A 15,051-nucleotide genomic window follows, 5' to 3' on the forward strand; every position below is an offset into this window, starting at 1 on the left:
GGGCCGGTCCTGTCGGGCGGAGGGACGCACGGTGCGCACCGCCGAGTGGCCGTGCGGTGGTACGCGTCCGCGTGTGCCCGGCTGAGGTGGTGCGGTGGTGCGCGGTCCGCCGAAGCGGCCGGGCACCGGGGCACCGGTGTCAGTGATTCCGGAGGGCCAGCCACGCGGCGAGCGTGCGCAGCGGCCGGGTGTCGCCGGCGGGCAGGCGGGTGGCGTCGAGATGGTCCAGCGCTTCGGTCAGGTGTCGGCGCGCGAGGTCGCTGGTCCGCTGCCGTCCTCCCGCGCGCTCGACGAGAGAAGCGGCCCGCCGGAGGGTGTCGGCGTCGTCCAGGGCGGGGTCGCGGGCGTAGAGCTCGGCCAGCTCGGCGGTCTCGGGAGCGTCCGAGCCGAGGGCGGCCACCACAGGCAGGCTCTTCTTGCGTGCGTGAAGGTCGGCGCCGGCCGGTTTGCCCGTCGCGCGGGGGTCGCCCCAGATGCCGAGCAGGTCGTCCACGTGCTGGAAGGCCAGGCCGAGGGAGCGTCCGAAGGCGTCCAGTTCCGCCGCCCGCCCCTTGTCCGCCCCGCCGGCCAGGGCGCCCAGACGGCACGCGGCGCCCATGAGCGCGCCGGTCTTCCGCGCTGCCATGGTGGTGCACTCGGCGAGGGAGACGTCGGCCCGTTCCTCGAACCCGATGTCCTCGAACTGCCCGCCGATGAACTGCTGTACGGCCTCGTTCAGCGCCGTGGCGGCCGATGCGCCCCGGCCGTCGTGCTGGGCCAGGGAGATCGCCAGGGCGAGCATGGCGTCCCCGGCCAGCAGCGCGTCGGCGACGCCGAAGGCACGCCAGGCGGCGGACCGGTGCCGGCGCGTGTCGTCTCCGTCGATGATGTCGTCGTGCACCAGCGAGGAGTCGTGCGCGAGTTGCACGGCCGCGGCGCAGTGCGCGCCGGTTCCGGGAGGGGCGCCGAGGGCCCGTGCGGAGAGCAGGGCGAGAGCGGGGCGTACCGCCTTGCCCCAGCCGTCGGTGACGGGCCGGCCGTGCGCGTCCCACCATCCCAGGTGGTAGCCGACGACGATCCGCGCCTGCGGGTGCAGGGAGTCCACCGCTTCCCGCAGCAGCGGGTCGGTCACCTCCTTGGCGTGGTGGAGCCATGCCTCGGGACCGGCGTCACCGGCGAGGGCGGTGCGGGTGCTCGTGTCTGTGGTCTCGGCCGCGTTCACAGGGCTGCTCCCTTCGGGGCGGGGGCGGTCGGGACCCGGGTGGTCCACTGTTCGTGGCGGGCCAGCACGTGGCGGAACAGGGCGGACAGGGTGTCGACAGGGCCGGCTTCTCCTCCCGCCCGGCTCAGCGTGTGCAGGGCCTGGTCGAGGTAGTGGCGGGCGGTCCGCTCGGCCGCCGCGCGCCCGCCCGCCTCCTCGACGAGGCGGGCCAGAGCGGCCAGTTCGGCCTCTGCGGGGGTCTCGGTGGCGCTCAGCCGGGCGGCCAGCCGGGAGCCGGCTGCGGTTTCGGAGCGCAGCGCGGCAATGACGGGGTAGGTCCTCTTGCCACTGCGCAGGTCGCCGTAGGCGTCCTTGCCGCTGGCGGCGGGATCACCCCACAGATTCTCGATGTCGTCGGCGATCTGCCACGCCACGCCCAGGTCCCAGGCGGCGGATCGGAGCATGCGGGCCGCCGTCGCGGGGGCGTGAGCGAGAACCGCGCCCACTTCGAGACAGCCGCCGAGGAGACCGCTGGTCTTGGCGCACGCGGCCAGATAGTCGTCGGTGTCCACTTCGTCCACCGGGCAACCGTCCAGTTCCAGGTCGGCGGCCTGTCCCTGGATGATGGCGTCCACCGCCGATGTCATCGCCCCGGCCGCCGGCTGCCCTGCGGTTCCCCGGACTTCGGTGACGACCCGCAGCGCCTGGATCAACAACGCGTCGCCCGCCAGTACGGCGGGCCCCCGCCCGAAGACCACCCAGGCGGTGGGGCGGCCCCGCCGCAGTTCGTCGGCGTCCATCAGGTCGTCGTGCAACAGGGAGAAGTTGTGCACCAGTTCGGCGGCGACCGCCCCGGGCACCGCGGAAGCGGTGCTCCCGCCGAACGCCCGCGCCGCGAGCACGGCCAGAGCGGCGCGCAGCATCTTGCCGGTGCGGCCGTCGGCGGGTGTGCCGTCGGGACGGCACCAGCCCAGGTGATAGGCGCTGATGCGAGCCAGCCGGGGGTGCAGGCCCTCCACCACGGTGCGCAGGGCGGGAAGCGTGGCGGCCCTGCACTCGGCCAGCGTCTTCCTGACGGTGTCCACAGCCGGGGCGCTGAGGACCTCTGTCTGGTTCATGGACGTCGTCTCCACTCCCACTGGTCGGGTCATGACGGTGCGCCGCGAGGCCCGCGGACTCGCCGGGCCGATCTTCGAGGGGGTGCGTCGTGCGGTGACCGCAGGCGCCGACGCGCTCAGGACCGGCTCGCGCGGTCGCACGAGGCGCTCGGCCCGGCTCCGGTGCCGGCGGCGCACCCGGTCCTCGCGGGCGCCGCGTTCTTCTCTGTGCTTGTCCGTGCCGGTGGTCCGAGAGGCGCACCGCGCGATCCCGACCGAGAAACGGCGCGCAATTCGGGAACCGAATTCACTGATCTGCCGACACCTGAAGTCAAGCAGCGGATCCCACACGATTCCAAGGGATTCCCGACGTCTCGGTGTCCCACGGGTCGCCTCCTTGTGAAGTTGTGAACTCGTGACCGAACGTATTGCCCGTCACCGCTCCGACGACTCCGTCACATACGGGAAGTGGCCGGAAACAACCCGTTACGCATTCGGCCGACGCGGTCAGACGATGAGTGAGTCTTGATCGCGAGACAGGACCGGCAGGCGGTCACAGCGCGACGGCAGCCACCGGCATAAAACCGTCACGACGGATTTCCGTTTCTGTCACCAAAATGCGCTTGAGGAGTTTTCGTGGCACGCAGCCATCCGAATCATCAGCTGAAGCGGCTCATAGGGGAGGCGGGATTGTCGGGCGAGGCTCTTGCCCGGGCCGTCAATCTCGCCGCCGCGGAGAACAAGCGGGTGCTCCGGTACAACCGCAAGGCGGTGGCCGGCTGGCTGGCCGGCTCCCGCCCCCCTGCCCCGGTGCCCGTGCTGGTGGCCGAGATCCTGACCCGGCGGCTCGGCAGGCACATCAGCGTCCAGGAGACCGGACTGGCGCAGGTGCCGGACGAACCGGCGGACGCATTACGCGCGACCGGCGGCAGGGGCCGGGAGGCACTGGCGATGCTGACCACGGCCGACACCGGTTCGGAGACCCGGGCGACGTTTCGCGCCCTTCCCTTTCGGCTGGGCAGCACCCCTCCGGCCTGGGCCGAGATCGAGCCACGTTCCACCGTGGGCGACTGGCGACTGGGACCGGGCGATCTGGAAGCCTTGACGCACACCATCACGCACTACGCGGAGACCATCGACACCTACGGCGGCGCCCACGGCCGCACCGCGCTGGCCACCTATCTGGCCACGGACGGCGCCGCCTTCCTCGCTGCCCGAACCGACCGGCGGACCCACTCGCTGCTCCTCGGAAAGCTGTCCCGGCTGACCCACCTGCTGGCCCGTATGTGCGCGGACTGCCGTCAGAGCGGGGTGGCCCAGCAGTATTTCCACGTGGCCGCGCAGCTGGCGATCGAGGCCGGGGACCGCACGCAGTACGCCGTCACCCTGCGGGCGACAAGTGCGCTGTCGGGTCAGCTCGGGCATCGGGACACGGTGCTCGCCGGTTCGGCGTGGTCGGCCGCGCCCGAGGACGCTCCGCCGCCCATCCGGGCGTACCTGATGAGTCATCTCGCCGTGGTGCACGCGACGGCAGGGGAGGAACGCCGGTCGCTCTCGGAGCTCTCGGACGCGATGACGCTGCACGGCGGACAGGACGACCCCTGCTCCCCCTTCAGCGGCTATCCCGTGGCCGCCCTGCACTACCAGCGGGGCCATGTGCACCAAAGCCTCGGCGACTACGGCCGGGCCGCTCAGGCGCTCGCCGCGTCCCTGCGGCACCGGCCGCCGCGCGCACACCGCGCCCGCGCGCTGACGCTCGCCAGGCTCGGGGAGATCCATCTGCTGGAGGGACGGCTGGACCGGGCCTGTGCCGTCACCGACCAGCTGCTCGACCACTACGGGCGGATCCGCTGCCCGCGCACCGCCGACCGGCTCGAGGATCTGCGCACACGGCTGCTGCCCTACGGACGGCGGCCGTCGGTACGGTCGACCCTCGGCCGCTTGAGCGGCTACACCGCCTACCAGAGCTCCCCGGAGTGCCTCGCGGTGTGAACGGCGCTCCAACGACCCGGTGACGGAAGGGTACTTGCGGCACCGTCGCCATCTGTCCTGACCGCACCACGGCACACAAGGTCACAAGCGTGAGCCGCGGAGGACACCTACGAGCCGGGCACCCCTGTCGGACGGCGAGCGGTCCGGCATGCAATGGATGGAAGGAGAGATCGACGGGCCGATGCCCCGCGGGGCCGGACCGGTCGCCTCCTGCCACGCCGAACCACGGAAAGGGATGCCAGGGATGGAGACGAACCCGGCCGAGGTGCCCACTGTCGACGGACTGCCCCTTCTGGGCTCTCTGCTGGACCTGCGGCGAGACCCGTTGGGCACATACGAGCGAGCCCGCGGGGAGCACGGTGACGTGGTGCGGTTCGTGTCCGGGCCACCCGGGCTGCGTACGACGATCCACTTCGTCTTCTCGGCAGCCGGCGCCCAACAGGTGCTGGCGGGTCAGTCGGCCAACTTCCGCAAGGACGACCGTTTCTCGCAGGAGATGCGGCAGACCTTCGGGAACGGCCTGCTCAGCAGCCTCGACGACGACCACATCAGGCAACGGCGACTTCTCTCCCCACTGTTCACCAAGAAGCGGGTGGCGGAATACGCCACGGCCGTGTGCGACGAGGCCGACGTCCTGTGCGCCGAATGGGAGGCCGACCGCGGCGGGCGGCCCGATCTGAACGAGGACATGAGCCGGCTCACCGTAAGGACGATCACCCGCATCCTGTTCGGCTCGGATGCCGAGCAGGCGGCGGAGGTGGTGCGGCGCTGCATGCCCGTCCTCAGCACGTACACCCTCCGGCGCGGCCTCATGCCCGTGAACCTGCCCCGGTCCTGCCCCACACCCGCCAACCGCCGGGCACGTGCGGCTCAGGGGGAACTGCACGCGCTGTGTGACCGCCTGATCGAACAGCGCCGGCGCAGCGGCACCCCGGGCAACGCGGCGGGGACTGATCTGCTGACCCTGCTCATCAATGCGCGCAGCGAGGAGGACACTCCGCTCACCGACGAGGAGCTGCGCGACCAGGTACTGGTCTTCCTGCTGGCAGGTTCGGACACAACGGCCACGTCACTCACGTTCACCATGTACCTGCTGGCGCAGCACCAGGACGTCCAGGACTCCGTCCGCGACGAGGTGCGCTCCGTCCTCGGCGGACGCCGGCCCGCCCCGGCCGACCTGGACGCCCTGCCCTCCGTGGAGCGGGTGCTCAAAGAGGCCATGCGCCTCTATCCGGCGGCACCGGTCCTCATCCGCCGGGCGGTGCGGTCGACGGTCGTCGACGGGTACGCAATACCGGCCGGCGCCTACGTGTACGTGTCGCCCTGGGTGACGCACCGCCATCCCTCCTACTGGCCGGACCCCGAGCGGTTCGCCCCCGGCCGCTTCCACCCGGAGGAGGAGAGCACCAGGCCGCGCTACGCGTGGTTCCCGCTCGGCGGCGGCCCGCGCTCCTGCATCGGCAACCACTTCGCCATGCTGCAGATGAAACTCGCCGTGGCGACGCTGCTTCAGCGGTACCGCTTCACCGAGGCACCGACGCACGTTCCACTGGAGGTGGGTGTCACCATCCGGGCGGCGCGGGCCGTGAACTGCAGTCTGTCCCCGGTCGGCCGCGTTACGACGGGTACGCTTTCCCGGTCCCGCTGAGCCCGGCCAGGCCCGCCGAGGCCCGTGGGACACCGGAGCCGGCGATCGATGACGGACGTCCACCGTGCGGACACCGCCCGCGGCTCCCGCACTGCACCCTCGACACCAGGCGGAGTGGATATCGCCGTCGGTGACCCGCCAGGAAGCCGAAACGGACATGAACCGGTCCGCCACATCACCCCATACGGGCACCCCGGCACCCCGGGGAGGAGCGACCGTCCGAACAGACAGCGCCACAAACCGGCGAATGTCCTGCGTCTTCAACCTGCGGGCAATGAACGGAAAGATGCCCGACAGCGGGCACTGGAACTCGACCGATTCTGGTCAAACATTCTCCTGCTGCAGCTATCACTTGCCTCGACCTTGAGAATGCCTTAGCCTGTTCATTGTCATTCCAAATGGCCTATCGAGCCGAATCCGGCACGGCGAGGTGGCGTGAAGTAAACCCACCGAAATATGCGGCGCATACCTTCGTCCGGACTTCGACGGGAGACAGAAATGGGCGGTGCCTCGCCTTTGCTCAAGAGGCCCGAACAGGTCGCGCAGAAAATCACCGATGATTTCGCAGTGCCGCAAATAATCGTCGTTCCCCCACACCGCATCACGTCCGGGCGCGACCCGGCCGGACCGCTCGCCACCGATGATCCCTTCACCTGGCTGCCGTGGCGCCCTGACGAGGACACGGACGAGGACGAGGAGCACGAGTCCTCCCCCGCAGAACCCCAATGATCAGCACCCCCGACGAACCGTGCGCCCGAGAACGCTTCGATCGCCGTGAAGGTGACCGGCCCGAGACGTAGGGTCCGTCAAGTGAACGACTCTGGCTCACATTCGGCGGTAACGCATGGCGACAGCGGTTACCGACGGCAAGCCGCGCAGGCCAGAGGGCGTGCGGGGCCTTCAAGCCGGGTTCTCGTCCCTGGGCACGGCGACAACGCCCTTCTGTGAGCTGCACCATCAAAGCCTGGGCGAACGTGACACACGGTCACCACCGCAAGCGAAGGCGGCCCCGCCGGATGGGTTCCGGGAGGCCGCCTCGTACGCGGTTGCCGCTTGCTAGCGGACGTCGACGTAGTCCTCGGTCCCGTAGTCCGCGTAGTGGGTCGAGACCGTGTCCGTGTACCGCATCTGCCAGGTGCCGTCCTGCTTCGCGGTGAACTTCTTGCTGAACGTGCCGTCACTCAGCGTCTTGGTGCTGCCCAGCTCCTTCCACGCGGAACCGGCCGCCTTGGCCTTGAACCAGACGCGGATCTTCTGCCCGGCGTACGGCCGCCAGGTGGAGCCCGACTTCTGCATCAGGCCGCCCTTGGCGGTGAGTGTCGAGCCCTTGCGCACGCCTTCGGGCGAGACACCGTCGTTCCAGACCTTCGTGTACTTGCGCCCCAGCTTGACGCCGGCACTGTCCACGCCCGCGTTGACGATGCGGAGCCGCCACTCGGCGCCCGAGTCCGCCTTTTTCGACGAGGACGCCTTGAAGGAGGCGCCGTACGCGGCGTCGAAGGTGCCCGTGCTCGTCCAGGACCCGCCCGTGGGGCGGTAGTCGATGGAGATCTTCGCCTTGGTGCCCGCCGGGTACGAGCCCTCCGTGACGCCGAGCTTGCCGGTGAAGGTGACCTTGCGGTACTTGTCCACCTTGCCCTCGACGTTCGACAGCTTGCTCGTCCGGGAGGGCCTGGCCACCGTGAAGGAGTGCGGGGCCGGCGCGGTGAACCAGTTCGACTCGGTCGGCCGGACACTCACCTGCCCGCTCTGCTTGACGGTGTACCCCGTGGCCAGGACGCCGTCCTGGCCGCTCGCCGCGATGGTGTCGGTGCTGGAGCCGGTGCCGATCCGCACCTCCTTGGCGACGGGCTTCTCGGTGCCGTCGTCCGCGATACGGGTGAGCTTGCCCCGGATGGGGATCTCACTGCCGTACGGGGCGGTGACCGTGCCCGTGGGGGTGTCCACCTTGAGCTTCAGTTCCTGCTTACGGAAGGGCAGGCTCAGCGACTCGTACTGCTCGTCGAACATGTACTCGAACTTGGTGGTGGTGGCGGGGCTGTACTCGTTGTAGTACTCGGTGGTGGTGAAGCGCCCCGCATCGTTCGTCCACACCCACCCCTCGCCGTGGGTGTCCCGGGCGCGGTAGTAGATGCCCACCCCGGTGAACGGCTTGACCTCGTGGGTGTTCGGGTCCTCGGCCACCAGGGATCCGGACACCTTGATGGTGGGGTTGTCGTAGGAGACCCACGGGTGGTTGCTGCTGATGGTCAGCTTGGGGTTGAGACCGTAGTTGAGGTAGCCGGTCGAATGCTGGACGACCTCGTTCGACTGTCCTTCCCTGGCCACGACGTCGATCACATAGGAGCCCATGGCGGGCAGGGTGACCGGCTCGGACCGGAAGACACTCTCGTAGCAGTCGCTCGTGGCGGAGCACTTGTCGGTGCCTTCGAGACGGACGCTGGCGAGGACCTCGGACTTGTTCTTCTCGTGGATCTTGAGCGTGACGTCCTCCGGGCGGAAACCGGAGGACATGTGCTCGTAGGAGGCGTAAATCTTGCCGCCCTCCTGCACCGTCTCCGTACGGCCGCGGGAGTCGCCGTCACCCGCGTGCGCAGCGGGCACGGCGATCAACGTGGCAGAGGAGGCCACCAGGCTCGTGGCCAGCACTGCCGTGAACTTCTTCAAAGCTCCCCCATCGAGTATTGCCATTGTGTCGCGCGTTCGACCCGTGGGGCAGACGAATGGTTGTACGGACAACCAGCCGCATATGCCTCCGTGGTCACCGCCTCGTCGCCTTCGGCCGGCTCCCGGACGGCCTCCGCCTTCTCCACCCCGGTGACCGGCGCCTCCTCGCTCTTCCAGCCCATCACCCCTTCGCCGCCTCACCCGTCCACTGGCGCAGCCCCGTGCGCTCGTTGAGCGGTGGCGTGCGGACCGGCTCGAACCGGTCCGGATGCGACGCGAGGATTCTGTGCACCTCGTAGGACACACCGGCCTGCCGGTGCCCGGCCGGCCACCGCGCGGCCACCCCCGCTGTGTGCGCACCGCGTGAAAGGACAGCCCCAGCCGGGCGGCGAACAGCGCGAAGGGCTCCACCACCCGCAACTCGGGCTCCCCGACCGGCAGATGCCCACGTCTCTCGTGCTCCCCCGAGTAATAGGGCCGGTCCGCGGCGATCCTGTCGATCGGCAGCAGGATCCCGTCCAGCGGCAGATACGCCTTCGACGATGCTGTCCGGACCGCCTCCGCAAGGGTCGGCCCGAGAGCGGCCAGAACCTCGACGGCCTCGGTGATGTACCGGTACGCGGTCGTGGTCCCGATGCCGAACCCGGCCGCGAGCTGGGCACACGGGTGGCCGTTGCGGAGATGGACAAGAGTGAGCGGGACCTGACGGCCGGCACTCAGGCGCCGCCAGCGGGTACCGGGCTCCTGGCGGCGCTGACGGAGCTCGGCGGACAGGAAGCGCAGGGCAGAACCGGACACGTCGACGCCCCGTTAAACGAGCCGGACCGGGCCACGATCCTACGGTGGCGGTGCCGCGGGTCACACCGACTGCCCTATCCGACCCTCAGGGCAGCGGCCGGGCCGCCGGGCCCGGCCGCGCGGTGACCTCGGCGGGTGTGAGGGCCCCGTGTCCCCGCTCGCAGCCGACCGTCACCCGGACCGGCGCCCCGCACTCCGCATGCCGCAGGTCGAGGACCGGCTCAGGACCCGCGTCCGTGTGGGCCTCGCCCCACTGCTTCAGCGCCACAAGCACCGGCCACAGATCCCAGCCCTTGCGGGTCACCCGGTACTCGTTGCGGGAACGGCTGCCAGGCTCCTGGTACGGCACGGCCCTGAGGATGCCTGCCGCGGTCAACTTCCGCAGGCGGTCGCTGAGGACGGCCTCGGACAGGCCGATGTGGCGGCGGAACTCGTCGAACCGGCGCACCCCGTTGCAGGCGTCGCGCAGGATCAGCAGCGTCCACTTCTCCCCGACCACGTCGAGCGTGAGCTGGACCGGGCAGTTCTCCGTGCTCGTCTCAAGCCACTCCATGCCACCATCGTAGAAGCCTGACTTCATGATTGACAGCCAGATGGCACGAAGATAGCTTCGTTATTCGAAGCCAGATGGCGGAGCCGGACCGGGAGGAGCGGGGCTGTGGGACGCACACGCACGTACGAGTGGGAGGACCCCGCGCTCACCGCGGCCGCCGCGGGACAGGGCTCCGGCCTGGACTTCCTCCGCGACCTGCAGGCAGGAAAACTGCCCGGCGCGCCCGTGGGCGCCACAGTCGGCTTCACGCTCGACGAGGTGGAGAAAGGGCGCGCGGTGTTCTCCCTCGTCCCCGGTGAGCAGCACTACAACCCCATCGGCAGCGTGCACGGCGGGATCTACGCGACGCTGCTCGACTCGGCGGCCGGCTGCGCCGTTCAGTCGACACTGCCGCCGGGCACGGCCTACACGTCACTCGATCTGACCGTGAAGTTCCTGCGCCGGATCACCGTGGACACCGGCACGGTACGCGCCATCGGCACGGTGATCAGCAGCGGCCGTCAAACCGCCCTGGCCCAGGCCCAGTTGATGGATGCGACGGACCGTGTACTCGCCCATGCCACGAGTACCTGCATGCTGTTCCCGCTCCCCAGCGCCTGACCGGTCCACCTCCGGCTCCGATCAGCGCCCCAAGCCCACCCTGTATCGCGGCTATGCCGACGGTGAAGGGTTCCGCTCGTCCTTCACTCGGATGGAGGGTCCCGGACACCGGGCCACAGGCGCCGTAGACCGGTACTGCATCACGATGAGCATGCCCGGGCCGGCGCCCGGTACGACCGGCGATCCGGAGAAGCAGACCCAGAAGCAGTTCGCCACCGTGACAGACGACCTGCGCGGCTACTGCAAACGCTGACACGGCCGTTGTGGTCATGGCTGCCCGCAGTCGGGCTCGGCGTGGCCCCGACGAGGCCGTCACCACTTTCGGCGCACGGTTGCCTTGCCGCCGGTCACCAAGCTTGCCGGCGGAACGTCATCGGCCACGACCGCGCCAGCGGCAACCACGGCGTCACGGCCAATGCTGACGCCGGGCAGGATCGTGGCCCCGGCGCCGATCCACACGTTCTCCGCCACGTCGATGGGTGCGCCGGTGAGGTACAGCCGCCGCTCCTCGGGATCAACCGGGTGGCCGCTGGTGATGAACGTGACCTTCGGTCCGATCATCACGCGTTCGCCGAGCCGGATACCGGCATAGTCCAGGAACGTGCAGTTCTGGTTGATGAAGACGCGCTCGGAGAGGTCGAGGTTCAGGCCATGGTCCGTGTAGAAGGGCGGATAGACCGTGACTCCCGGCGGCAGTGGCTTGCCAAGGATCTGCTCGAACAGTCCTGCCTTGCCCGCTTCGTCTTCGAAAGGCAGGGCGTTCAGGCGGGAGGTGAGCTCGGTGACCCGCAGGACCCTCTCGGCCATGGCCTGGAACTCGGCGCTGCGGATGCGCATGAGACGGTCGCTGGACATGCCACGATCCTTTCTGTGCACCGGTGGCGGGACAAGACTCACCGGATGATCAAAGTCCAGGGGGGCGACGGAGACGAAAACGAGGGCGTCCAAGGTCGTTGTGCGACGAACAACCTGGACACCCTTGCGACGGCACCCTATGTGAAGACCGAGGACCTGCTGAAGGCGTCTCCGCATCCGGCGCCATGGGGTGCGGCCGTCGGGACCGCCCCGCAGCTCGCCGACGCCGAACTCGTCACGCCGGCAATGATGCAGGCGATGCTCGGCTTCACCTCCCGGGCCAGGTGGCTCCGCCACGCCCGCGGTCACCTGCGGCACCTCTTTCCGTACCTGCCCCAGCAGCCCGGCTGCAACAAGCGCCCGCGCAAGGCCGCCGCGCTGCTGCGGCAGGTCACCCGGCTGCCGGCCGCCGACACCTCGGTATGGAGCGACGACGTGTGGATCGTGGACTCCACCCCGGTGGAATGCGGCCGCTCCCGCGAGACCGTCAAACGCTCCGACCTGGCTGGATGGGCCGAGTACGGGCACTGCGCCCGTCACAGCCGCTTCTTCCGGGGCATGCGTCCGCACCTGGTGTGCACCCTCCAGGGCCTGCCCGTCGCATTCGCCCTGACCGGCGCCAAGGCCGACGAACGCGAAGCACTGCTGGACCTGCTCGCCGCCGACCGGGCCTGGATTCCGCCCGCCCTGGACAGACGCCGACCGGCGACAGGAACCACTTCGGCCGCGCCTTCGAAGAGCAGCTTGCCGAACTGGACATGCGGTTGCTGCGGCCGGCCCGCAAGAGCGGGCCGGAACGGCCCGGCGCCCCGCTGTTCAAACCACTGCGGCAGGTCATCGAGTCGGTCGACAAGACCTTCAAGGGTCAACTCGACCTCAAACAGCACCGAGGCCGCGCATCAGGCGGCGTGATCGCCCGCGTCATGCAGCGCATCCCCGCGCCGACCGCCGCGATCTGGCACAACGACCACACCGGGCAGCCCGTCCTACGCTCACTGACCGCCTATGATCCACTGACTTGGAATCGATCATCCGGGATCCGCGGGACTGACGGATCCGGAGAAGGCCCTCCCACTGGTGCGCGGCAGGCCGTTCGGGGGCAGGCCCCTGCCGTGGGCCGATCCCCTCGTCCAGGAGATGACCACCCGGATCACCGACGTCGCCCACACCGTGGCCGCCTACCGCACTCCTGCCGGCCCGCCCCGGGACCTCGATGCGGCCCGGCAGGCCGTGGCGACCGGGCCGGAGGTGGACGACGCGGCAGAACTGATCCACTGGGACCGGCTCCGCCTTGAGGCCGCAGCCGGAAACCGGTCAGGACTGCATACGGCGGTACCGGCGGTACCCGGACCGGCCAAGCACAGCGCTGAATGCCCACGAGGGACACCCACGGCGGACGCGGCCGAAAGGCCGAAGAATGTGCTGCTACAGGTCGAACTCGAGGTGCTCGATGTCCGTGAACCGGACCTCTTCCAGGGAACCGGCGCGGCGGCCGCTGTCCTGGAAGTACATCTCCTTGAGTCCTTCGGCGGCGATCTGCTGGAGCTGCTGGTCGCCGGCGCCGGCTTCCTGGGCGTCGAAGAGGCGGGCGGCGTGCTGCGGGGACAGGGCGACGGTCAGGTGCCGGATGCGGGACTCGTCCGTCGACCCGATGGGGGCGGTGTAGCCGAGGCGGGCGCGGGTGTCGATGACGATGCCGCCGGTGGTCGCGGCCTTCTGGCGGGCCTTGGCGCGGATCTGCGGCTGCCACCGCTTTTTCACCTCGCGTTCCAGGCGGGCGGCGAGGTCCGGGCGGGGCTTTTTGATCTGGTCCTTCACGTACCGCTCGACGGTGCGCTGGGAGATCCGCAGCATCTGGGCGACCGCGCGGGTGCCCTTGAGCTGTTTGACCAGGTACCGCATCTGCGCGGGCGCGCTCTTGGGCGCCGGGCGGGTGAACGCATTCTGCACCGCGGCGTCCAGGCCGTCCCCGAACAGGCTCATCGTCGCCTTCTCCTACTCTCCGTTGTCGACGTCGGTGACGGTGCCGTCCTTGATGTACCGGGCGAGGTTGAGCTCCGGTGCGTCGAACCGGTCACGGACCTCCTCGCCCCACAGGACGGTCTGGGTGCCCTCGTGCTTGACCAGGCCCGGGTTGACACCGAGCTTGAAACCGCCGGGCAGCGGCTTGCCGTCGCGGTAGGGCAGGAAGTCCAGCGGAGAGGGTCCGCCCGCCGCGTAGACGACGCAGTCGGAGAGGACGGCGACCGGGTACTGCCCGGTGAACGCCGCATGCTTGACGATTTTGCGGTGCAGGTTGATCCGGGTGCGGGAGATGGCGTGGTCTCCTCACGACAAGGCCGACGACCGCCCCGCCTCCTCTGCCTCCTTCCCTCCCGGCACACCGCCGCCGTGGCACCCGCCGGCGCAGTGCGTGCAATACCGGCCGCATCACCCGCCGTGAACTCGCCTGGCCGGGGTACTCGCGCCCTCATCGGACAGGGCCGGGCGCCTGACTGAGCCCGGCCTGCAGGAACTCAGAGAGAGGGGGATCACCTTCGTGTCGAGCATGCCGCCACACCGTGCGGGATCCGTCCCGGACACCGGCCGCTCCGGCCAGGAGCCGGTGAGCGAGCTGGTGCAGCGGGCCTCGCAGCAGCTGACCGAGCTGGTGCGTGGCGAACTGCGCCTGGCCCAGGCGGAGATGAAGCAAAAGGGCAAGCGCTACGGCAAGGGCGGTGGTCTGTTCGGCGGCGCCGGCGTCGTCGGTTTCCTCATGGCGCAGGCACTGGTCGCCAGCGTGATCGCCGCACTGGCGGTGGCGCTGCCGGTGTGGGCAGCTGGGCTGATCGTCACAGCGGTGCTGGGTGTGATCGCCGCGGTGATGGCCATGAGTGGAAAGAAGCAGGTCGACCGGGCCGCTCCGCCCACGCCCGAGCAGACGGTCGAGAACGTGAAGGCCGACGTGGCCGAGATCAAGGAGAGTGCGCACCGATGACCCAGCCGCCCCACGACGAGCCCACCGCCTCCAGTCCTCAGGAGCTGCGCGAGCAGGTCGAGCGGACCCGTACCGAGCTCGGGAAGACAGTCGAAGTGCTCGCGGCGAAGGCCGACGTCAAGGCGCGCGCCCAGGAGAAGGCCACCGAGGTCAGGGAGCAGGCTGCGGCGAAGGCCGGTGAGCTGAGGGAGAAGGCTGTCGACCTGGTCCACCAGGCGCAGGAGAGGCTGCCCGATCCGGTCAAGGACAAGGCCGCCCAGGCTGCCGAGCAGGCTCGGACGAAGGCGTCCCAGGCCGGTCGGATGTGGCAGGACAAGGCGCCCGAGCCGGTGCGGCAGAAGACCACCCAAGGGGCACAACTGGCGCGCGACAACCGCAAGACGCTGCTGACGGCAGCGAGTGCAGCGGTCGCGGTGTGGCTGGTGTGCCGGCGCCGGAAGGCGTGAGCCGGGCGTAGGCATCGAGAATCGTCGACAAGCCGGTCGGTCCGGCGCTCGGTGCCGTCAGCGGCACGGCCACGGGAGCGCTGTTCCAGCAGACGTGAAAGACGTTCGGTCACGATGAGGGCGCCCCGGGCGTCACCGCCTGACCGGAACCCGGCCCGGCTGATGGGCACGAGGGGCGGGGGGGGCGGGCCGGGCAGGGGACCCGCCGGGGCGCCCCCCCCCCCCCCCCGCGCCCCCC

13 protein-coding genes and 3 pseudogenes are annotated in these 15,051 nt (G+C 70.0%); 7 read left to right on the top strand and 9 right to left on the bottom strand.

The genetic code is table 11. The features are described 5' to 3' along the window. Window positions 1-139 precede the first annotated feature (139 nt). Window positions 140-1,201 (bottom strand): polyprenyl synthetase family protein, encoded by a 1,062-nt coding sequence (locus tag ACFXAE_RS24565; RefSeq protein ID WP_384718471.1) that lies wholly within the window; start codon window positions 1,199-1,201, stop codon window positions 140-142. Continuing rightward, window positions 1,198-2,298, bottom strand: a complete 1,101-nt coding sequence (locus tag ACFXAE_RS24570; RefSeq protein ID WP_384718473.1) for a polyprenyl synthetase family protein — start codon at window positions 2,296-2,298, stop codon at window positions 1,198-1,200. Before ACFXAE_RS24570 ends, ACFXAE_RS24565 begins: the two co-directional genes overlap by 4 nt. Before the next feature lie 615 nt (window positions 2,299-2,913). On the opposite strand from ACFXAE_RS24570, the gene ACFXAE_RS24575 reads away from it, so the two are divergent. From ACFXAE_RS24575 to ACFXAE_RS24585, 3 genes are all read left to right on the top strand, one after another. After that, entirely contained in the window at window positions 2,914-4,269 is a 1,356-nt protein-coding gene (locus ACFXAE_RS24575) for a tol-pal system YbgF family protein (RefSeq protein ID WP_384718475.1), read from the top strand. A gap of 244 nt (window positions 4,270-4,513) precedes the next feature. Further along, window positions 4,514-5,917: a cytochrome P450 gene (locus tag ACFXAE_RS24580; RefSeq protein ID WP_384718477.1), complete on the top strand. Its 1,404-nt coding sequence runs from the start codon at window positions 4,514-4,516 to the stop codon at window positions 5,915-5,917. A 498-nt stretch (window positions 5,918-6,415) separates the two neighbouring features. After that, a complete protein-coding gene (locus ACFXAE_RS24585) occupies window positions 6,416-6,646 on the top strand; it encodes a hypothetical protein (RefSeq protein ID WP_384718479.1) in 231 nt (76 codons plus the stop codon). A 327-nt stretch (window positions 6,647-6,973) separates the two neighbouring features. Here the strand turns inward: ACFXAE_RS24585 and ACFXAE_RS24590 are convergent, their stop codons facing one another. From ACFXAE_RS24590 to ACFXAE_RS24605, 4 genes and pseudogenes are all read right to left on the bottom strand, one after another. After that, a complete protein-coding gene (locus tag ACFXAE_RS24590; protein ID WP_384718501.1) occupies window positions 6,974-8,584 on the bottom strand; it encodes a hypothetical protein in 1,611 nt (536 codons plus the stop codon). Window positions 8,585-8,765: 181 nt separating this feature from the next. Next, complete coding sequence (locus ACFXAE_RS24595; RefSeq protein WP_384718499.1) at window positions 8,766-8,927, bottom strand: DUF6192 family protein; 162 nt, start codon at window positions 8,925-8,927, stop codon at window positions 8,766-8,768. Between the two features lie 101 nt (window positions 8,928-9,028). Beyond that, window positions 9,029-9,367: pseudogene (locus ACFXAE_RS24600) on the bottom strand (transposase family protein); the annotation flags it as partial. Window positions 9,368-9,467: 100 nt separating this feature from the next. Beyond that, window positions 9,468-9,935 (bottom strand): winged helix-turn-helix transcriptional regulator, encoded by a 468-nt coding sequence (locus tag ACFXAE_RS24605; RefSeq protein WP_384718481.1) that lies wholly within the window; start codon window positions 9,933-9,935, stop codon window positions 9,468-9,470. A gap of 105 nt (window positions 9,936-10,040) precedes the next feature. Between ACFXAE_RS24605 and ACFXAE_RS24610 the strand changes: the two genes are divergently transcribed. After that, window positions 10,041-10,535, top strand: coding sequence for a PaaI family thioesterase (locus tag ACFXAE_RS24610; RefSeq protein WP_384718483.1), 495 nt, complete (start codon window positions 10,041-10,043; stop codon window positions 10,533-10,535). A 312-nt stretch (window positions 10,536-10,847) separates the two neighbouring features. Here the strand turns inward: ACFXAE_RS24610 and ACFXAE_RS24615 are convergent, their stop codons facing one another. Continuing rightward, window positions 10,848-11,390: a DapH/DapD/GlmU-related protein gene (locus ACFXAE_RS24615; protein WP_384718485.1), complete on the bottom strand. Its 543-nt coding sequence runs from the start codon at window positions 11,388-11,390 to the stop codon at window positions 10,848-10,850. 45 nt (window positions 11,391-11,435) lie between these two features. Between ACFXAE_RS24615 and ACFXAE_RS24620 the strand changes: the two are divergent. After that, a pseudogene (locus ACFXAE_RS24620) lies at window positions 11,436-12,400 on the top strand (transposase); the annotation flags it as partial. Between the two features lie 415 nt (window positions 12,401-12,815). Here ACFXAE_RS24620 and tpg read toward each other — a convergent pair. Both tpg and ACFXAE_RS24630 read right to left on the bottom strand, forming a co-directional pair. Continuing rightward, window positions 12,816-13,373 (bottom strand): telomere-protecting terminal protein Tpg, encoded by a 558-nt coding sequence (gene tpg, locus ACFXAE_RS24625; RefSeq protein WP_384718487.1) that lies wholly within the window; start codon window positions 13,371-13,373, stop codon window positions 12,816-12,818. A 12-nt stretch (window positions 13,374-13,385) separates the two neighbouring features. Continuing rightward, a pseudogene (locus tag ACFXAE_RS24630) lies at window positions 13,386-13,706 on the bottom strand (transcriptional regulator); the annotation flags it as partial. A gap of 232 nt (window positions 13,707-13,938) precedes the next feature. Here ACFXAE_RS24630 and ACFXAE_RS24635 point away from each other — a divergent pair. Next, window positions 13,939-14,367 carry a phage holin family protein gene (locus tag ACFXAE_RS24635; RefSeq protein WP_384718489.1) on the top strand — a complete coding sequence of 143 codons (429 nt, stop codon included), beginning with the start codon at window positions 13,939-13,941 and terminating at the stop codon, window positions 14,365-14,367. After that, on the top strand, window positions 14,364-14,813 hold the full coding sequence (locus ACFXAE_RS24640; protein ID WP_384718491.1) for a DUF3618 domain-containing protein: 450 nt from the start codon (window positions 14,364-14,366) through the stop codon (window positions 14,811-14,813). The genes ACFXAE_RS24635 and ACFXAE_RS24640 overlap by 4 nt, the downstream gene beginning before the upstream one ends. The last annotated feature ends 238 nt before the right edge of the window (window positions 14,814-15,051 follow it).

This window comes from Streptomyces sp. NPDC059454 (assembly GCF_042749965.1).
In the GTDB taxonomy this organism is placed as follows: domain Bacteria; phylum Actinomycetota; class Actinomycetes; order Streptomycetales; family Streptomycetaceae; genus Streptomyces.